Below are 18,056 nucleotides of genomic sequence, written 5' to 3'. Positions count from 1 at the left end.
GTCAGCCCGCGTCCGCCACCGGTGTGGGGGGTGCGCCGTCCGAGGGGTGACGGGACACCGGGCCGTCGCTGGCGTGGTCCGGGAGGGCCAGGTGCACGGGCACGACCTCGGCGGGGCCCGGGGCGTGGGTCGGCTCGTGGTCCGACAGGCGGCGGACCAGGATCAGCAGGGGCTGGGTGAGCAGCGTCGTGGCCAGGGCCATGAAGACCAGCACCGTGTAGAGGGGCTTGCTCACCAGACCCGCCTGGAAACCGGCGTTGAGGGCGATCAGCTCCGTGAGGCCGCGGGCGCTCAGCAGCACACCGACGGTCCGTGCGTCGTCCCGGTCCAGTCCGCCCATCCGGGCCGCCACCACGCCGCTGCCGACCTTCGTGGTGACCGCCAGCACCGTCACCACCAGCAGCGTGATCCACCCGGTGGCATTCATGCTGTTGAGGGTGACGGACTGTCCGGAGAAGACGAAGAAGTAGGGCACCAGCAGCGAGCTGACGACATGCAGCGGCCGCAGCAGATCAGGGTCGAGGGTGCCGCCTTGCTCACGCGGGCAGACGATCCCCGCGAGCAGCGCACCGCAGATGGCGTGCAGCCCGAGGTACTGCGTCACGGACGCCGACGCACAGGCGAAGCCGATGAGCAGAGCCAGCCGCAACGACGGCTCCATCCGGGTCCGCCACAGCACCCGGCGCAGCACGGGCCGGGCCGCCACCAGCATGAGCACGGCGAAACCGGCCGCGATGACGGCCCGCCACTGCCAGCCCAGCGCGTGCTCACCGCTGTCGCTGTCCAGCATCGTCCCGGCCAGCACCGTCCAGCCGATCACATCGAGCAGCCCTGCCGCGGACACCGCGAGGACGCCAGGCACCGTGTCGGCCAGGTTGTTCTCCCGCACGATGGCCGTCAGGACCGGTACGGCGGTTATCGACAGGGCGACCCCGGCGAAGAGCACCATGCCGGTGGTGAGCGGGGGCATGTCCAGGGCCCGCAACTGCTCCCGGAACAGCAGCGCACAGCCACTGCCCACGATCATCGGGACCACGAACGCCGCCAGCGCCACCGTCACGACCGTGCGCGCCCGGTCGCCCAGGATCTTCAGATCCAGCTCGTACCCCACCGCGAACAGGAAGACCACCAGGGCGAACTGCGCGAGCCCGGTCAGCGCGGTGCCGATCTCCTGGGGGAACAGCATCCGGTAGGCATCCGGCGCCGTACTGCCGAGCAACGAAGGACCGAGGGCGATGCCCGCTGTCAGCTGCCCGACGATGTACGGCTGCCTCAGCCGCTGGGCCACCCAGCCGGCGCCATGGCCGACCGCGAGGATCAGGGCCGAGGCGAACAGGAAATGCGTGACCACCGCGTCAGCGTTCACTGCGTCCCCCTGTGTCCAGTTTTCATGGCCGGTGGTTCGGCCGCAGGCGGGTCCTCGCACGTGTGCTCGACCCCCAACCTCCTTATGATACTGGTAAGTTGACGGCGTATCGGCAGTCGTACACAACTCTGTACCGGTGTCACGGGGGGCACATGGCGACGGTCGTCTTCATTCATGGAACAGGGGTGCGCGAACCAGGCTTCTCGAAGCTTGCGGGGCGCGTGGCGGCCGGACTGACCGCCCTGCGCGACGGACTACGCATCGTGCCGTACTACTGGGGTGGCACGCACGGCGCCACGCTCGCGGCGGGCGGGGTCAGCCTTCCCGCCGAGCCGGGCGGCACGGCCCGGGGCCTGGCGGAGGGTGACTCCGACGACGCGTCGCCCGCCGCATGGGCCGCCCTCTACGCCGACCCGTACGCCGAACTCGTGCTCGCCGCGGCCGGTGCGCCGCAGGCCGTCGAGCGTGCGCCCGGTTCCCTCCCCCCTGACCAGGCGATACGGGCGCGGCTCACCGCCCTCGCGGCCCAAGGCGACGCTCCAGCCGCCGAGCTGGGTCCAGGCCTGGCCCGCGCCGCCACCGACCTTGCCGCCCATCCACTGCTCGCTCCGGCTGCCGTTGCCCTCGCCGCCGACGATCTCGCCGCCCTCGCCGCCCGCAGTCTCACGGCCCGGGTCATCGCCGACGCTCTGGACTCCGACGCCCCGTTGGTTCCGGTCGGCGACAGCCGTGACGGCGTCGCCGACCGGCTCGGCGTGGCACTCGGTGCACAGCCCCGGGGCACGGAACGCGGGGTGCGCTCCCTGGTGCTGCGGGTCGCGGGTACGGCGGCATCCCGTGCCGTGGTGCGCCGCCGCCGCGCCCTCACCGAGGCCGCCCACCCCGCCGCCGGTGACATCCTGCGTTACCTCAGCCGCGGCGAGGCGGTCCGCGCCGAGCTGCGTGACCTGGTGACGGGCCTCGAACCGCCCGTCACCCTCGTCGGCCACAGCCTGGGCGGCATCATCGCCCTGGACACCCTGGTCTCCGCCCGGCTGCCGCAGGTCCGGCTCTTGGTGACGGCGGGATCCCAGGGGCCGTTCCTCTACGAGTCCGGATCCCTGCCCTCCCTCGAACACCCCGCACCCCTGCCGTCGCACGTACCGGACTGGTTGAACCTGTACGACCCCCGCGACCTGCTCTCCTATCTGGGCGCGGGCCTGTTCCCCGGACGGGTCACGGACGTGGCGGTCGACAGCCGTCAGCCCTTCCCGGCCTCGCACAGCGCCTATTGGACGAACCCCGAGGTCTACCGGCACATCGTGGAACGGCTGCCGTGAACCCCGCCCGGGTACATGCGCTGATCGTCGGTGTCGAGCGGTACGACGCCGGGACCGGCTGGGACCTGCCCGGGCCGGCACGGGACGCCGTCGCCTTCCACCGGCTGTTGCGGGAAGCCGGGGTGCCGGAGGACCAGCTCCGGCTGCACCTCGCCCCGTTGCCGCCGTACGTTCCCGAGGTCGCCTGCCGACCCGCCGATCACGCGACTCTGCGCCGCGTCCTCGTCCGCGAACTGCCCCTGGCCCAGGGGGATGTCCTCTGGGTCTGGTGGGGCGGGCACGGCGTCCTCGACCGGGCCGGGCGCCTGCGGCTGTTCTGCTCGGACGCCAGTACCGCCGACAAGCTGGGGATCGACCTGGACTCCGCCCTCGATCGGTACGCCGGGGACGCCGTACCGGCCTTCGGCGATCAGCTGTGGATCGTGGACGCCTGCGAGACCTTCGAAGAGGACCTGGCCTTCCGGGAGCAGCTGCCGCCGGACGCTCTGCCGGTAGGGCGGCGCAACCTCGCCCATCGGCAGACGCTGCTGCGGGCGGCCGGGCGCGGGCGGGTCGCCGCCAACGACCCGGAGCGCGGTACGGGGCTCTTTTCCGAGATCCTGCTCGGGCTGTTGGCCGAGCAGACGGCCGTCCTGCCCGCCACGCCCGATCCGGAGGAACTGTTTCCGGCCGTACGAGCACGTATCGCGGCCCTCAGGGAAGCGGGACGTACTCTCCAGTATCCGGAGATTCGGCTCCAGAGCCCCGAGCGCACCGAGATCGTGGCGTCGGCCGTACCGTCGCCCGAGAAGCGTCGGGCTTCACCGTTGCAACGGGCCGTGGACGCCCTCCTCGCCTATCCGCTGATGAGGGACCCCACCGAACGGCAGACGATGGTCGCCTCGTTGGACCCCCGTGTCACTGCCACGCTGTCCCGTCACCATAAGGCCCGCACCGATGTCGTCGGCATCCTCAACAGGCTGGCCCAGGTCCGGCCGGAGACACTGTGGGAACTGTTCGACGCCGTGGTCTCCCTAGATGACGATCCGGACCTCAAGGGCGAACTGGACGCTGCGTTAAGGGAATTCGAGGCCTCGGCGATACGTCCGCGTGATCGGAAATGATCGAGTGGCGTGATCGTACGGTTTTCGACCCGGGCAGGAATGGCCATGATGGAAAAGGAGACGGGCACGGGGCATCGCGTGCCACCGTGCGAGAAGGGGGAGCACCTTGGATCAGCCGCCCGCTCTGTGCCACGCCGGAGCCGCCGTCCGTGAGCATGCCACCGCTGCGGGTACCGACGTCTGGGAGTCGGATCTTGCCGACCTGACGGGGCTGCCCCTGACCGCCCTGGACGGTGTCGCCCCGCTGGGACCCTCCGCCCGGCTGCTCGGGGAGGTACTGCGCGCACGCGGCAGTATCAGAGGAGGGAACGAGGGGACCGCCCGGGCCGAATAGCCCTCCAGTCCCCGACGGCAGGCGGCCAGGGAGGCCTCGCAGACCGCCGGGGCCCTGCTTCCTGACCCCGACCGGAGGTCCCGCATGCCCAGCGAGCCGCGTCACGCCCCGTTCCGCATGCCCGAACGGCTCTTCGCGGAACTGGCCGGGGGAGGGGGGTCCGCCGAGGCCGTCGCCTTTCTCGAACGGGCGGAGCGGGCGCGGAGGCTGCTGCTTCTGCGGACCCTGCTGGACCGACTCGGCACGCTGCGGACGCCGCTGAGCCCGGCCGCCGAGGCCTGGGACGTCCTCAAGGAGGCCGCCGCCGCGGCACCCGGGCCGGTCGACCGGCTGCTGCTCGCCCCGGCGACCGGCGGCTGGCTCGCCCATGTGCTGCGCCGGCTGCACGGCACCGCGTCGGGCCCGCCGCTGTGGGCGGAGGCCGGGCATCTGTGCGCCCTGGCCGTCGCGGCGGCGCTGCGTGCCGGTACGCGGGCGGACCTCAGGGTGCCCCTCGCCGACGGCGGACTGTCGCTGCCGGGGCTGGGGCTGGCCCGACTCGCCGGAGCGGAAGGCGGGTTGACGGTCGCCCGCGCCCGGACGAGCGGGGGCGAGCTGACGCTGTCCGGCCCGGGCCGCGACGGCGGCACCGTCGCCGTGACGATCAGCCCGGCGACACAACCCCTGCCGAGACCGACACCGACGGCGCCGGACACCGCCCCCGCCTGGTCACCCCTGCGCACCCTCACCCACCCCACCCCCGCCGGAACCGTCGCCATCCCCCTCGATGACCTCGACCCCTACCGCGACCTGGACGACCCCTTGCCGCCCGCACGGCTCGACGCCGACGAAGCCGAGGCCTGGCAGCGGCTGTTCGAGGAGGCCGTCGCGCTGCTCGCCGCACCGGGCGGCGAAGGGCCGGGCCGGTTCGACCCCGGCGCGATACGGGCCGTGGTGCCCTGGGGGCGTACCGGCACCCTGCCGCCCGCCCCGCCGACCGTCCCGGTGTCCGCCTCCAGCGGTGACTCGTTCGGGGCCATGGTGATCGCCCGTCCGTCGTCCACCGTGGCGCTCGCCGAGACCCTCGTCCACGAGTTCCAGCACAGCAAACTGGCCGCCCTCCTGCACCTCTTCCCGCTGCTCGACGACGACCGGGAGGAGCGCTACTACGCCCCCTGGCGGCCCGACCCGCGGCATCTCACCGGTCTGCTGCACGGGGCGTACGCCTTCACCGGTGTCGCGGGCTTCTGGCGGGACCGCATGGCCGTGGCGCGGGACGACGGGGCGGCCGACATCGCCGGGTACCACTTCGCGCTGCGCCGCCTGCAGAGCCGGCTCGTCGTGCGCACCCTGCTGGTGGAGGGGCGTCTCACCCCGCAGGGCCGGGCCCTCGTGTCGGGGCTCGCCCGCACGCTCGACGGCTGGCTGCGCGAGCCGGTCCCGTACGCCGCGCTCACCCGGGCCCGGACGGCCGCGGCACTGCACCGCACCGAGTGGCGCCTGCGCAACGTCGCCCCGCCCTCCTCCGGCTCCGAAGGCCCCCGCTTCCGCCCCGACCGCATCTCCTGGCCCGACGTCCGCACCCATGCCTTCGCCGCCCGCCCCGTCGCCCCGGACACCGCCGACGAGCAGCTCGCCGCCGGGGACGCCGCGGCCGCGCTCGCCCGGTACGCCGACCAGCTGGCCACCGATCCCGCCGAACCGCACGCCCTGGCCGGCTGGATCGTCGCGCGCGCCGTGCTCGACCCGGGGCGGACGACCCGGCGGATGCTGGCGCGGCCGGAACTGCTCCAGCCGCTGCCCAGCGGATGACCGTGCCGGTTGTCGTCACGGAGACGCAAACAAGAGTTCGTGGAAACGCGCGAGCAGCGCGTCAACGGGCGCCGCGATGGTCAGGATGGAGGCATGGCATACCACGTCCACTCCGAGGCCGGGCGGCTGCGCCGCGTCATCCTGCACCGGCCCGATCTCGAGCTCAAAAGGCTCACCCCCAGCAACAAGACCTCGCTGCTCTTCGACGACGTGCTGTGGGTGCGCAGGGCCCGCGCCGAGCACGACGGATTCGCCGACGTGCTGCGCGACCGGGGCGTCGCCGTCCACCTCTTCGGTGACCTCCTGGCCGAGACCCTTCAGGTCCCGGCGGCCAGAACCCTCGTCCTGGACCGGGTCTTCGACGAGAAGGAGTACGGCCCCCTGGCCACCGACCACCTCAGAGCCGCCTTCGAGAACCTGCCCGCGCGGGAACTGGCCGAGCTCCTGGTCGGCGGCATGACGAAACGCGAGTTCCTGGACGGGCACCCCGAGCCGACCTCGGTCCGCTTCCACGTCATGGACCTGGACGACTTCCTGCTGGACCCCCTGCCCAACCACCTCTTCACCCGCGACACGTCCGCCTGGATCTACGACGGCGTCTCCATCAACGCCATGCGCTGGCCCGCCCGGCAGCGCGAGACCGTGCACTTCGAGGCGATCTACCGGCACCACCCGCTGTTCCGGGACGAGACCTTCCACGTGTGGTCCGAGGGGCAGGCCGACTACCCGTCGACCATCGAGGGCGGGGATGTCCTGGTCATCGGCAACGGGGCCGTCCTCATCGGGATGAGCGAGCGCACCACACCGCAAGCCGTAGAGATGCTCGCGCACAAGCTGTTCGCCGCCGGTTCCGCGGAGACGATCGTGGCGCTCGACATGCCCAAGCGGCGTGCCTTCATGCACCTCGACACCGTGATGACGATGGTCGACGGCGACACCTTCACCCAGTACGCGGGCCTGGGCATGCTCCGCTCGTACACCATCGAGCCGGGCGTCGGCGAGAAGGAGCTGAAGGTCACCGACCATCCGGCGGAGCACATGCACCGCGCGATCGCCGCCGCGCTCGGCCTGAACGAGATCCGGGTGCTGACCGCCACCCAGGACGTGCACGCGGCCGAGCGCGAGCAGTGGGACGACGGCTGCAACGTCCTGGCCGTCGAACCGGGCGTCGTGGTCGCCTACGAACGGAACGCCACCACCAACACCCACCTGCGCAAGCAGGGCATCGAGGTGATAGAGATCCCGGGCAGCGAGCTGGGGCGGGGGAGGGGCGGGCCGCGCTGCATGAGCTGTCCCGTGGAACGGGAGCCCGTGTAGGCGGCGCCGGCAGAGGCCACGCGGACCGACCCCGTATAGGCATGCTGAGCTTCGTATAGTATTCCAGGAGTCTGTGTCCCCGTATCCCTGGAGCGCCCCCATGGCGACAGCCCCGAGCGCCCTCGCCGGCCGCCACTTCCTCAAGGAGCTGGACTTCACCGAGGAGGAGTTCCGCGGTCTGGTCGAGCTGGCCGCCGAGCTGAAGGCCGCCAAGAAGGCCGGGACCGAGACCCAGCACCTGCGGGGCCGGAACATCGCGCTGATCTTCGAGAAGACCTCCACCCGCACCCGCTGCGCGTTCGAGGTCGCGGCCGCCGACCAGGGCGCCTCGACCACGTACCTCGATCCGTCCGGCTCGCAGATCGGCCACAAGGAGTCGGTCAGGGACACCGCGCGGGTGCTGGGCCGGATGTACGACGGGATCGAGTACCGGGGCGACAGTCAGCAGAAGGTCGAGGAACTGGCGGCACACGCCGGGGTGCCGGTCTTCAACGGGCTCACGGACGACTGGCACCCCACCCAGATGCTGGCCGACGTGCTGACCATGACCGAGCACTGCGCCAAGCCGCTGAACGAGATCTCCTTCGCCTACCTGGGCGACGCCCGCTTCAACATGGGCAACTCCTACCTGGTCACCGGCGCCCTGCTCGGCATGGACGTGCGTCTGGTCGCGCCGAAGGCCTACTGGCCGGCCGAGGAGGTCGTCGACCGGGCCCGCGCGCTCGCCGAGAACAGCGGCGCCCGCATCACGCTCACCGAGACCCTGGACGACGGCGTCCGTGGCGCCGACTTCGTCGCCACGGACGTCTGGGTCTCCATGGGCGAGCCGAAGGAGGTCTGGGACGAGCGCATCACCGCCCTCGGCCCGTACGCCGTGACCATGGACGTCCTGCGCGCCACCGGCAACCCGGACGTGAAGTTCCTGCACTGCCTGCCGGCCTTCCACGACCTGGGCACCAAGGTCGGCCGCGAGATCCACACCTCGCACGGCCTGGCGTACCTGGAGGTCTCCGACGAGGTCTTCGAGTCGGCCCACTCGGTGGTCTTCGACGAGGCGGAGAACCGGATGCACACCATCAAGGCGGTCCTGGTGGCGACCCTGGCCTGAACAGGCCTTACGCCGACCGGCGCCGCTGAGCCGGTACGGCCGGCAGCCTGAACCAGACCGCCTTGCCCGACTCGGTCGGCCGGTGCCCGCACGACGAGCTCAGGGTGCGGATCAGCAGCAGCCCGCGCCCGTGCTCCTGCCAGGGGTCGGGCGGTCCGCCGGCCGGGCGGGTGAGGTCGCCGGGCGGGGCCGGGTCGGTGTCGTGCACCTCGACCTGACATCCCGACGGCATCAGCTCCACGACCAGCTCTATCGGTGCCTCGCCGGGGGTGTGCTCCACCGCGTTGGCCACCAGCTCCGCCGTGAGCAGCTCCGCCGTGTCGCAGTCGGCCCCGTGCTCCAGCTCGGCCAGCGCCGTACGGACCAGGGCACGGGCCACGGGCACGGCCGCGACGGTGTGCGGCAGCGCGATGCGCCAGGAGGCGGGGGCTGAGGGGAGTTCGTACACGGCGGGTCCGTTCATGGAGCAGGACATCCTGCTTTCAACCTGATGAATGGTACGGCGCCGCTCTTCAGGGGCGTCCGAGGGGCCATCGTCGGGGGCACCTTCGCCCCCTTGCCGGACGGCTTACCCAGGTGAACGCGGTGCCGCGCGCGGCTGCTCCCGCCGTTACGCCGGTGTGGATGATCTGTGACGGATGTGACCGGCCCGGGTCACCCCGGATCCACACAGAAGTCCTACCCGAACGGTCTATCGCGCACTCATGACGACAGTCACGGATGAGTGATAGCTTCGTGGGGTAGAGCTCAGTGAGACAGTGCCCGCCCGAGGAGGCCGCACGTCATGAGTCCCTTCACCGGCTCCGCCGCCCGCACCCCCCGCTGGGAGCACCTGCGCGTCGATCTCACCGACGGCGTCGCCACCGTCACCCTGGCCCGCCCCGAGAAACTCAACGCGCTCACCTTCGGCGCCTACGCCGATCTGCGCGACCTGCTCGCGGAGCTGTCCCGGGAGCGGTCCGTGCGGGCCCTGGTGCTGGCCGGAGAGGGACGCGGCTTCTGCTCCGGCGGCGACGTCGACGAGATCATCGGCGCCACCCTCGGCATGGACACCGCCCGGCTCCTGGACTTCAACCGCATGACCGGCCAGGTGGTGCGCGCCATCCGGGAGTGCCCCTTCCCGGTGATCGCGGCGGTGCACGGTGTGGCGGCGGGCGCCGGAGCGGTGCTCGCCCTGGCGGCGGACTTCCGCGTCGCCGACCCCTCGGCCCGCTTCGCCTTCCTCTTCACCCGGGTCGGCCTCTCCGGCGGCGACATGGGCGCGGCCTACCTCCTGCCCAGGGTCGTGGGCCTGGGCCACGCGACCCGCCTCCTGATGCTGGGCGATCCGGTGCGGGCCCCCGAGGCCGAGCGCATCGGCCTGATCAGCGAACTGACGGAGGAGGGCGCCGCCGACGAGGCCGCACGGCAACTGGCCCACCGCCTGGCGGACGGCCCGGCCCTGGCCTTCGCCCAGACCAAGGCCCTCCTCACGGCCGAGCTGGACATGCCCTTGGCGGCATCAGTGGAACTGGACGCCTCGACCCAGGCCCTCCTGATGACCGGAGAGGACTACGCGGAGTTCCACGCGGCGTTCACAGAAAAACGCCCCCCGAAATGGAGCGGACGGTGACCGCGGCACCCTCAGGAGCGCGGGGAACCGCGCGACAAGCCGCAACCGGCCCGCACCCGCCCAACGACACAAGCCACCCCCTACGCGTGGCGGTCATCGGCGGAGGTCCGGGAGGCCTCTACGCCGCCGCCCTCCTCAAACGCCTCGACCCCACCCGAGACATCACCGTCTGGGAACGCAACGCCCCCGACGACACCTTCGGCTTCGGCGTCGTCCTCTCCGACGAAACCCTCGGCGGCATAGAACACGCCGACCCCCAGGTCTACGAGGCCCTCCAGAGGGACTTCATCCGCTGGGACGACATCGACATCACCCACCGCACCACCCGCCAGACCTCCGGAGGCCACGGTTTCGCAGCCCTGGGTCGCAAACGGCTCCTCGAAATCCTCCACACCCGCTGCCGCGACCTCGGCGTAACCCTCCGCTTCCACACCGACGCCCCGAAAGACCTCCCGCAGACCCACGACCTGGTCATCGCCGCGGACGGCATCCACAGCACCACCCGCGAGACCTACGCGGACGTCTTCCACCCCCAGGTCACCACACACCACTGCCGCTACATCTGGCTCGCCACCGACTTCCCCTTCGACTCCTTCCGCTTCGACATCGCCGAGACCGAACACGGCGTGATGCAACTGCACGGCTACCCCTATGCCCGCCCGTCGCCCGACCACCACCCCTCAACGAGGCCCTCCGGGCCGCGGAATCAATCCGGCGCCTCCACCGTGATCATCGAGATGCGCGAGGAGGTCTGGCGGAGGGCCGGTTTCGACGAGCTCGACGAGACCGAGTCGATCGAACGCTGCGGCAAGATCTTCGCGGAAGCACTCCGCGGCCACCCCCTGCGGTCCAACAACTCTGCGTGGACGACCTTCCGCACGGTCGTCAACGACCGCTGGTCGCACGGCAACGTCGTCCTGCTCGGCGACGCCGCCCACACCGCCCACTTCTCCATCGGCTCCGGCACCAAGCTCGCCGTCGAGGACGCCCTGGCCCTGGCCGCCTGCCTGGAGGAGCGGGAGTCGCTGGAGGAGGCCCTGGCCGCGTACGAGGCGGAGCGGCGGCCCGTGGTCGCGTCCACGCAGCGCGCGGCCCGCGCCAGCCTGGAGTGGTTCGAGAACCTCGGCCTGTACCTGGACCAGCCGCCCCGGCAGTTCGCCTTCAACCTGCTCACCCGCAGCCGCCGCGTCACCCACGACAACCTCCGGCTGCGCGACGCGGACTTCACGGAGGCGGTGGAGCGCGAGTTCGGCTGTCCGCCCGGTACGCCCCCGATGTTCACCCCGTTCCGGCTGCGCGGTCTGACCCTGCGCAACCGGGTCGTCGTCTCGCCCATGGACATGTACTCGGCGGTCGACGGCGTGCCCGGCGACTTCCACCTGGTCCATCTGGGCGCGCGGGCGCTGGGCGGGGCCGGGCTGGTGATGACCGAGATGGTGTGCGTCAGCGAGGAGGGCCGGATCACGCCCGGCTGCGCCGGCCTCTACACCGGCCGGCAGGCCGAGGCGTGGCGGCGTGTCACGGACTTCGTGCACGCCCAGGCGCCCGGCACCGCGATCGGCGTGCAGCTCGGCCACAGCGGCCGCAAGGGCTCCACGAAGCTGATGTGGGAGGGCATGGACGAGCCCCTTCAGGAGGGCAACTGGCCGCTCGTGGCCGCCTCCGCGCTCCCGTACAAGCCGTACAGCCAGACCCCGCGCGCGCTGTCCCGCGCCCAGCTCACCGACATCCGTGAGCAGTTCACGGCAGCCGCCTGCCGCGCCGCCCGGGCCGGCTTCGACCTGCTCGAACTGCACTGCGCCCACGGCTACCTGCTCTCCGGTTTCCTCTCCCCGCTGACCAACCGGCGTACCGACGCCTACGGCGGCTCGCCGGAGAAGCGGCTCCGTTTCCCGCTGGAGGTGTTCGACGCCGTACGGAACGTGTGGCCGGGGGAGCGGCCCCTGACCGTGCGCATCTCCGCCACCGACTGGGCCGAGGGCGGGACCACGGCCGAGGACGCCGTCGAGATCGCCCGGGCCTTCGCCGCGCACGGCGCCGACGCGATCGACGTGTCGACGGGGCAGGTCGTGGCGGACGAGCGGCCGGAGTACGGGCGGTCGTACCAGACGCCGTTCGCGGACCGTATCCGTCGCGCCACCGGTGTCCCGGTGATCGCGGTCGGCGCGATCTCCTCCTGGGACGACGTCAACTCCCTGATCCTGGCGGGCCGCACGGACCTGTGCGCCCTGGCCCGCCCGCACCTCTACGACCCGCACTGGACCCTGCACGCGGCGGCCGAACAGGGCTACACGGGCCCGGGCGTCGCCTGGCCGGCCCCGTACCGCGCGGGCAGCCGCCGTCCCCAGACGGGCCGCACGGACGCGCCGAAGCCGCGGCTGAGCCTGTGAGGTGACGGGGGACCGCTCAGGTGAACTCCGTCTCCTTCGCCGCGTTGATCCGGGCGCTCATGTTGCGCTCCATCATCTCCAGGGCGGCGGACGCCAGATGAGGGTGGATGGAGGCGACGGCGTCCCTGGGCACCGTGACCTCCAGGTGGCGGATGTGCGCGTCGAGGGCGGAGTAGAGGACGCACTGCTCGGTGACCTGTCCGGTCAGCACGACGTGTCCGACGCCCAGGCTCCACAGGAGGTAGGACAGGGGCGTCTCGAAGAAGACCGAATGGCGGGCCTTCACCACGAAGAGCGATTCGTCGTCCGGTCGTATCGGCTCGATCAGGTCGGCGTGCGGCCTGGCCAGCGCGCTCTCCACGAGCTCTCCGTGGTGTGATCGCCACAGTCCGAAGTTGTCGTTCGCGTAGATCACCGGCACGTCCGCCTCGCGGGCCCGGCCGATCAGCTCGGCGATGACGGGCACGACCCGTTCGGCGGACGGCACGAGCAGCTCGGAGTCCTCGTGGTCGTACGTGTTGATCATGTCGACCACGATCAGAGCCGGCCGCACAGGGCCTGCCCGCCGTTCCATCGTGTCTCCCGATGAGCGTGTGGTGCGGGTTCCGGGAACGCGCTGGCGAGTACCCGGTGGCCTGGTGGGCCTAACAAGGGGCCGCGGTCACACCCCCACGAACCCCGCCCCCGCGTCCCGCAGCCGCTCGTGCAGCCCCCGGAACACCGCCGAGGAGCGCTCCCCGGGCCAGTCCCGGGGGAGCAGCGCGGACGGCAGGCCGGGGTCGATGTAGGGGAGGTGGCGCCAGGAGTCCAGGGCGAGGAGGTAGTCGCGGTAGGCCTCCTCGGGCGGGGTGTCCTCGCGCTTCTCCCAGCCATGCAGGACGGGCGCGTGGCGGTCGAGGAACGCCTCGTGCTGCTTGGCGATGGCGGCCAGGTCCCACCAGCGGGTGACGGCCTCGGCGGTCGGCGCGAAGCCGAGGTGGCCGCCGCGGAAGAAGTCGACGTACCCGTCGAGCCGCAGCCGCTGGAGGGTGTGCCGGGACTCCTCGTACAGCCGCGCGGGCGCGATCCACACGCCCGGAGCCGCCGTGCCGAAACCGAGGCCGGCCAGCCGGGAGCGCAGCACGTGCCGCTTCTGCCGCTCCGACTCCGGCACGGAGAACACGGCGAGCACCCAGCCCTCGTCCTCGGGCGGAGCCGTGGCGTAGACGCGCCGGTCGCCGTCGTCGAGCAACTGCCTCGCGTCCGGTGAGAGTTCGTACCCGGCCGCACCCTGAGCGGTGCGGGCGGGCACGAGCAGTCCCCGTCTCTTGAGCCGCGACACCGAGGAGCGTACGGACGGGGCGTCCACACCGACCGCGGCCAGTAGCCGGATCAGTTCGGCTACCGGCACGGGGCCCGGTACGAAGCGGCCGTACGCGCCGTAGAGCGTGACGATGAGAGACCGTGGTGCATGCTGGTCGGACACGTTGATCATCTTAGGTCGTACGGATCAATCCTGGTCGCCTGCGGTGCCGCCGTCCGGGACTCCCGCGCCGCGCAGCCGGAACCGCTGGAGCTTGCCGGTGGCGGTGCGCGGCAGCGCGTCCAGGAAGACGATCTCGCGCGGGCACTTGTACGGCGCCAGCTCGCTCTTCACGAAGGCGCGCAGCGCCCCGGCGTCCCGTTCCGCGCCCTCCTTGAGGACGGCGTAGGCCACCACGACCTGCCCGCGCGCCTCGTCGGGCCGTCCCACGACCGCCGCCTCCAGCACGCCCGGGTGCCGCAGCAGCGCGTCCTCGACCTCGGGTCCGGCGATGTTGTACCCGGCCGAGATGATCATGTCGTCGGCGCGGGCGACGTACCGGAAGTAGCCGTCGGGTTCGCGGACGTAGGTGTCGCCCGTGAGGTTCCAGCCGCCGCGCACGTACTCCCGCTGCCTCGGGTCGGCGAGATACCGGCAGCCGACCGGTCCGCGCACGGCGAGCAGCCCCGGCTGCCCGTCGGGCACCGGCCGGCCGTCCGCGTCCTGCACGCGCGCGTGCCAGCCCGGTACGGGAACGCCCGTCGCCCCGGGCCGGATCCGTTCGTCGGCCGCGGAGATGAAGATGTGCAGCAGCTCGGTGGCGCCGATGCCGTTGATGACGCGCACGCCGGTGCGTTCGTGCCACGCCCGCCAGGTGGCCGCGGGCAGGTTCTCGCCGGCCGAGACGCAGCGGCGCAGGGACGAGACGTCGTGGCCGTCGAGCTCGTCGAGCATCGCGCGGTAGGCCGTGGGCGCGGTGAACAGGACGGAGACCCGGTGCCGGGCGATGGCGGGCAGCAGCTGTTTGGGGCCGGCCTGCTCCAGCAGCAGGGCGCTCGCCCCGGCCCGCAGCGGGAAGATCACCAGCCCGCCCAGCCCGAAGGTGAAGCCCAGGGGCGGACTGCCGGTGAAGACGTCGTCGGCGCGGGGCCTGAGCACATGCCGGGAGAAGGTGTCGGCGATCGCCAGCACGTCCCGGTGGAAGTGCATACAGCCCTTGGGGCGGCCGGTGGTGCCGGAGGTGAAGGCGATCAGCGCCACGTCATCGGCCGCCGTCCGGGCGGCCCCGTACGGCGTGCCGGGCGCCGGGCGGTTGAGCAGGTCGTCCGGGGCGTCACCGCCGTACGTCGTGATCCGCAGGTCGGGGATGTCGGCCTTGGCGAGGTCGTCGACGGCCCGGATGTCGCACAGCGCGTGCCGGACCCGGGCGATCTCGCACATCGTGCCCAGCTCGTGCGGGCGCTGCTGGGCGAGCACCGTGACCGCCACGGCCCCCGCCTTCAGCACGGCCAGCCAGCAGGCGGCGAGCCACGGTGTGGTGGGGCCGCGCAGCAGCACCCGGTTGCCGGGGACGACGCCGAGGTCACCGGTGAGCAGATGCGCGATGCGGTCGACCCGGGCGCGCAGCTCGCCGTACGTCCATGGCTCACCGGTGGGGGTGAGGAACGCGGGCCGGTCGTCGTCAGGGCCGTGGAGCAGTTCGGCGGCGCAGTTGAGCCGTTCGGGATAGCGCAGCTCCGGCAGGTCGAAACGGAGCTCGGGCCAGTGGTCCCGGGGTGGCAGATGGTCGCGGGCGAAGGTGTCGACGTGCGCCGTGTCCGGTGGATTCATACGGTTCGCCCCCTTGGCGTGGTGGGCTCGCCCCTGGAGCGTATCGTGTTGGTGACGACAGTCAACGGTCCGCGATAGCCTCGGAGTGGCCCAGCCGGGAAGCAGGGTGGCGGAGAAGGGACCGGCAATGACCGCATTCTCGCTCGAACCGGCACAACTCGCCTGGTGCGCCGAGCTGCGCGCCCTGGCCGCCGAGCGGCTCCGCCCGCTGGCCGAGAAGGGGGAACCGGGTCATGTGAACCGCGCCCTGGTCGCCGAACTCGGCCGACTGGGCCTGCTCGAACGGCTCTTCACGTCCGGCGCCCTCGATCTGTGCCTGATGCGCGAGTCCCTGGCCCACGGCTGCACGGAGGCCGAGACGGCCCTCGCCCTCCAGGGCCTCGGCGCCCACCCGGTCCACGCCCACGGCACCGGGCCCCAGCGCGCCCGCTGGCTCCCCCGGGTGGCCGACGGCACGGCGGTCGCGGCGTTCGCGCTGAGCGAGCCCGGGGCGGGGTCGGACGCGGCGGCGCTGGCCCTGCGAGCCGAGCGGGACGGCCCGGCCCGTTGGCGCCTGACCGGCGAGAAGTGCTGGATCTCCAACGCCCCCGAGGCCGACTTCTACACCGTCTTCGCCCGTACGTCCCCCGATGCCGGGGCCCGGGGCGTCACGGCCTTCCTGGTGCCCGCCGACCGCCCGGGGCTGACCGGCACCGGCCTCGACATGCTCTCCCCGCACCCCATCGGCGCCCTCCACTTCGACGCCGTACCGGTGACGGCCGCGGACGTGCTCGGCGAGGTGGACCGGGGGTTCCGGGTCGCGATGGGGACGCTCAATCTGTTCCGCCCCAGCGTCGGCGCCTTCGCGGTCGGCATGGCCCGGGCCGCCCTCGACGCGACCCTCGCCCACACCGCCGGGCGGGACGCCTTCGGCGGCAAGCTGAAGGACCTCCAGACCGTCTCCCACCAGGTCGCCGAGATGGCCCTGCGCACGGAGGCGGCCCGCCTGATGGTCTACGCGGCGGCGACGGCGTACGACGAGGACGCCCCGGACGTGCCCCAGCGTGCAGCCATGGCGAAACTGCTCGCCACCGAGACCGCGCAGTACGTCGTCGACACGGCCGTCCAGTTGCACGGCGCCCGGGCGCTGCAACGCGGGCACCTGCTCGAACACCTCTACCGCGAGGTGCGCGCGCCGCGCGTCTACGAGGGGGCCAGCGAGGTGCAACGCGGCATCATCGCCAAGGAGTTGTACGCCACGTTGTACGTCCACCAGGAGGCCCGGTGACCACCGAGCGCGTCAACCCGCCCGACCTGTCCCCGCCCACCGGCTTCTCCCACGCCGTCGTGGCCTCCGGGTCGAGGGTGGTGTTCCTGGCGGGCCAGACCGCCCTCGACACCGACGGCAAAGTGGTGGGGCGGACCCTGCCGGAACAGTTCGCGAAGGCGCTGACGAACCTGCTGGCCGCTCTCACCGCGGCCGGCGGCACACCGTCCGACCTCGCCCGCGTCACCGTCTACGCCACGGACGTCGCCGCGTACCGCGCCCACGCCCCCGAACTGGGCCGGCTGTGGCGCGAGGCGGCCGGGCGCGACTACCCCGCCATGGCCGTCGTCGAGGTCGTCCGGCTGTGGGACGAAGAGGCGATGGTCGAACTCGACGGCTTCGCGGTGCTGCCGTAGGTCCGCTCTCAGGCCGCGACGGTCAGCCCCGCCGTCACCCGGTGCGGCTCCACCACACGTCCGTCCGGCAGCAGCTCACCGGTGTCGTCGAAGACGATCGCCCCGTCGCACAGCAGGCTCCAGCCCTGCTCGGGGTGGGCGGCGACGACATGGGTCGCGGCGGAGTCGGTCGCGGGGCACTGGGTCTGGTGGGCACACATGGCGCACCTCCACGTCGGTAGGGCCATCCGGAGGATTCGTATGACTCTTACGTACAGACCATGCTCCCGACTCGAACACATCGGAACGGCCCTCCGGGAAGCGTGACACGCCCCGGACATTCCCCGGACCGTTCCACGACGGTCGGTGCGGACTCACCACCGAAGGAGTGAGGGGCGCGGACGTGGACCCGCGTGCCGGGTACGAGTGGAACAAAAAACCACTCCTCTCGGGAGGTTCTTCCCCATGCGTGTACGTCCCCTGCTCGGCGCGACGGCCGGTGCCGCGCTGCTCCTGCTCACCGGTGCCACCGCGGCACCCGCCACCGCGTCCGCCGCGGCCCCGTACGAGGCCGTGACGGTCGACGCGGTGGGCCGGATCACCGCCGACGGCACCGTCACCCTCTCCGGCACCTACCGCTGCCGGAGCGCCGTCGGCCCGGTCTTCGTCAGCTCCTCCGTGAGCCAGGGCGCCTCCACCACCCGCTACGGCATCGGCGGCACCCGGGCCGTGTGCGACGGCGTGAAGCACCGCTGGATGAACACGGGCCGGCCCGCTCCGGGCGCGCTCGCGCCCGGAGCGGCCCACGTCGAGGCCACCCTGATGGAACTGCGCACCTTCAGCGGCCTGCCGCTGCCCAGCTTCCACGCGGTCCACGGCCGGGACATCACCCTGACCCGGCCCTGAGCACGAGCCGGTGACCTGGGCCTCCCGCACCGCGGTGGTGCGCGGAGGCCCTCCCTG

At 72.2% G+C, this 18,056-nt stretch carries 17 protein-coding genes; 11 read left to right on the top strand and 6 right to left on the bottom strand.

Going from position 1 to position 18,056, the window contains the following annotated elements:
- Position 1 precedes the first annotated feature (1 nt).
- Positions 2-1,366 (bottom strand): cation:proton antiporter, encoded by a 1,365-nt coding sequence (locus tag ACZ58V_RS29750; protein ID WP_468192172.1) that lies wholly within the window; start codon positions 1,364-1,366, stop codon positions 2-4.
- A 185-nt stretch (positions 1,367-1,551) separates the two neighbouring features.
- Here ACZ58V_RS29750 and ACZ58V_RS29745 point away from each other — a divergent pair, with 185 nt between their 5' ends.
- From ACZ58V_RS29745 to argF, 6 genes are all read left to right on the top strand, one after another.
- Positions 1,552-2,685, top strand: coding sequence for an alpha/beta fold hydrolase (locus ACZ58V_RS29745; protein WP_471293718.1), 1,134 nt, complete (start codon positions 1,552-1,554; stop codon positions 2,683-2,685).
- Positions 2,682-3,788, top strand: a complete 1,107-nt coding sequence (locus ACZ58V_RS29740; protein ID WP_471293715.1) for an effector-associated domain 2-containing protein — start codon at positions 2,682-2,684, stop codon at positions 3,786-3,788. The genes ACZ58V_RS29745 and ACZ58V_RS29740 overlap by 4 nt, the downstream gene beginning before the upstream one ends.
- Before the next feature lie 106 nt (positions 3,789-3,894).
- Positions 3,895-4,122 carry a hypothetical protein gene (locus tag ACZ58V_RS29735; protein ID WP_189721715.1) on the top strand — a complete coding sequence of 76 codons (228 nt, stop codon included), beginning with the start codon at positions 3,895-3,897 and terminating at the stop codon, positions 4,120-4,122.
- Between the two features lie 84 nt (positions 4,123-4,206).
- Positions 4,207-5,913: an HEXXH motif domain-containing protein gene (locus ACZ58V_RS29730; RefSeq protein WP_471293712.1), complete on the top strand. Its 1,707-nt coding sequence runs from the start codon at positions 4,207-4,209 to the stop codon at positions 5,911-5,913.
- A gap of 93 nt (positions 5,914-6,006) precedes the next feature.
- Positions 6,007-7,230, top strand: coding sequence for an arginine deiminase (locus ACZ58V_RS29725; protein WP_399021374.1), 1,224 nt, complete (start codon positions 6,007-6,009; stop codon positions 7,228-7,230).
- A gap of 100 nt (positions 7,231-7,330) precedes the next feature.
- Positions 7,331-8,338, top strand: coding sequence for an ornithine carbamoyltransferase (argF, locus tag ACZ58V_RS29720; protein WP_471293709.1), 1,008 nt, complete (start codon positions 7,331-7,333; stop codon positions 8,336-8,338).
- A 7-nt stretch (positions 8,339-8,345) separates the two neighbouring features.
- Here argF and ACZ58V_RS29715 read toward each other — a convergent pair whose 3' ends face one another.
- A complete protein-coding gene (locus tag ACZ58V_RS29715; protein WP_468192161.1) occupies positions 8,346-8,813 on the bottom strand; it encodes an ATP-binding protein in 468 nt (155 codons plus the stop codon).
- A gap of 309 nt (positions 8,814-9,122) precedes the next feature.
- Between ACZ58V_RS29715 and ACZ58V_RS29710 the strand changes: the two genes are divergently transcribed.
- On the top strand, positions 9,123-9,950 hold the full coding sequence (locus tag ACZ58V_RS29710; RefSeq protein ID WP_471293707.1) for an enoyl-CoA hydratase family protein: 828 nt from the start codon (positions 9,123-9,125) through the stop codon (positions 9,948-9,950).
- A complete protein-coding gene (locus ACZ58V_RS29705; RefSeq protein WP_471293704.1) occupies positions 9,935-12,340 on the top strand; it encodes a bifunctional salicylyl-CoA 5-hydroxylase/oxidoreductase in 2,406 nt (801 codons plus the stop codon). The genes ACZ58V_RS29710 and ACZ58V_RS29705 overlap by 16 nt, the downstream gene beginning before the upstream one ends.
- A gap of 16 nt (positions 12,341-12,356) precedes the next feature.
- Here ACZ58V_RS29705 and ACZ58V_RS29700 read toward each other — a convergent pair whose 3' ends face one another.
- From ACZ58V_RS29700 to ACZ58V_RS29690, 3 genes are all read right to left on the bottom strand, one after another.
- Positions 12,357-12,914, bottom strand: coding sequence for a cysteine hydrolase family protein (locus tag ACZ58V_RS29700; protein ID WP_468192156.1), 558 nt, complete (start codon positions 12,912-12,914; stop codon positions 12,357-12,359).
- Between the two features lie 87 nt (positions 12,915-13,001).
- A complete protein-coding gene (locus ACZ58V_RS29695) occupies positions 13,002-13,814 on the bottom strand; it encodes a PaaX family transcriptional regulator (RefSeq protein WP_468192154.1) in 813 nt (270 codons plus the stop codon).
- 15 nt (positions 13,815-13,829) lie between these two features.
- Positions 13,830-15,452, bottom strand: coding sequence for an AMP-binding protein (locus ACZ58V_RS29690; protein WP_471293700.1), 1,623 nt, complete (start codon positions 15,450-15,452; stop codon positions 13,830-13,832).
- 127 nt (positions 15,453-15,579) lie between these two features.
- On the opposite strand from ACZ58V_RS29690, the gene ACZ58V_RS29685 reads away from it, so the two are divergent.
- Together ACZ58V_RS29685 and ACZ58V_RS29680 are read left to right on the top strand one after the other, a co-directional pair.
- On the top strand, positions 15,580-16,719 hold the full coding sequence (locus ACZ58V_RS29685; RefSeq protein ID WP_468192150.1) for an acyl-CoA dehydrogenase family protein: 1,140 nt from the start codon (positions 15,580-15,582) through the stop codon (positions 16,717-16,719).
- The gene (locus tag ACZ58V_RS29680) at positions 16,716-17,114 is read left to right on the top strand and encodes a RidA family protein (protein WP_468192149.1); all 399 of its coding nucleotides are present in this window, start codon (positions 16,716-16,718) and stop codon (positions 17,112-17,114) included. Before ACZ58V_RS29685 ends, ACZ58V_RS29680 begins: the two co-directional genes overlap by 4 nt.
- Before the next feature lie 8 nt (positions 17,115-17,122).
- Here the strand turns inward: ACZ58V_RS29680 and ACZ58V_RS29675 are convergent, their stop codons facing one another.
- Positions 17,123-17,314, bottom strand: coding sequence for a DUF5999 family protein (locus ACZ58V_RS29675; RefSeq protein ID WP_468192147.1), 192 nt, complete (start codon positions 17,312-17,314; stop codon positions 17,123-17,125).
- A 244-nt stretch (positions 17,315-17,558) separates the two neighbouring features.
- Here ACZ58V_RS29675 and ACZ58V_RS29670 point away from each other — a divergent pair, with 244 nt between their 5' ends.
- Positions 17,559-17,999, top strand: a complete 441-nt coding sequence (locus ACZ58V_RS29670; protein ID WP_471293695.1) for a DUF6299 family protein — start codon at positions 17,559-17,561, stop codon at positions 17,997-17,999.
- The last annotated feature ends 57 nt before the right edge of the window (positions 18,000-18,056 follow it).

Source organism: Streptomyces sp. NPDC040589 (assembly GCF_055594445.1).
This window is presented reverse-complemented; position numbering and strand designations above follow the sequence as displayed.

Excerpts from the sequence above, each read along its gene's own strand:
- ACZ58V_RS29700 (WP_468192156.1), bottom strand. The coding sequence starts at position 12,914 with ATGGAACGGCGGGCAGGCCCTGTGCGGCCGGCTCTGATCGTGGTCGAC.
- argF (WP_471293709.1), top strand. The coding sequence starts at position 7,331 with ATGGCGACAGCCCCGAGCGCCCTCGCCGGCCGCCACTTCCTCAAGGAG.
- ACZ58V_RS29695 (WP_468192154.1), bottom strand. The coding sequence starts at position 13,814 with ATGATCAACGTGTCCGACCAGCATGCACCACGGTCTCTCATCGTCACG.
- ACZ58V_RS29730 (WP_471293712.1), top strand. The coding sequence starts at position 4,207 with ATGCCCAGCGAGCCGCGTCACGCCCCGTTCCGCATGCCCGAACGGCTC.
- ACZ58V_RS29685 (WP_468192150.1), top strand. The coding sequence starts at position 15,580 with ATGACCGCATTCTCGCTCGAACCGGCACAACTCGCCTGGTGCGCCGAG.
- ACZ58V_RS29725 (WP_399021374.1), top strand. The coding sequence starts at position 6,007 with ATGGCATACCACGTCCACTCCGAGGCCGGGCGGCTGCGCCGCGTCATC.
- ACZ58V_RS29675 (WP_468192147.1), bottom strand. The coding sequence starts at position 17,314 with ATGTGTGCCCACCAGACCCAGTGCCCCGCGACCGACTCCGCCGCGACC.
- ACZ58V_RS29715 (WP_468192161.1), bottom strand. The coding sequence starts at position 8,813 with ATGTCCTGCTCCATGAACGGACCCGCCGTGTACGAACTCCCCTCAGCC.
- ACZ58V_RS29690 (WP_471293700.1), bottom strand. The coding sequence starts at position 15,452 with ATGAATCCACCGGACACGGCGCACGTCGACACCTTCGCCCGCGACCAT.
- ACZ58V_RS29710 (WP_471293707.1), top strand. The coding sequence starts at position 9,123 with ATGAGTCCCTTCACCGGCTCCGCCGCCCGCACCCCCCGCTGGGAGCAC.
- ACZ58V_RS29705 (WP_471293704.1), top strand. The coding sequence starts at position 9,935 with ATGGAGCGGACGGTGACCGCGGCACCCTCAGGAGCGCGGGGAACCGCG.
- ACZ58V_RS29670 (WP_471293695.1), top strand. The coding sequence starts at position 17,559 with ATGCGTGTACGTCCCCTGCTCGGCGCGACGGCCGGTGCCGCGCTGCTC.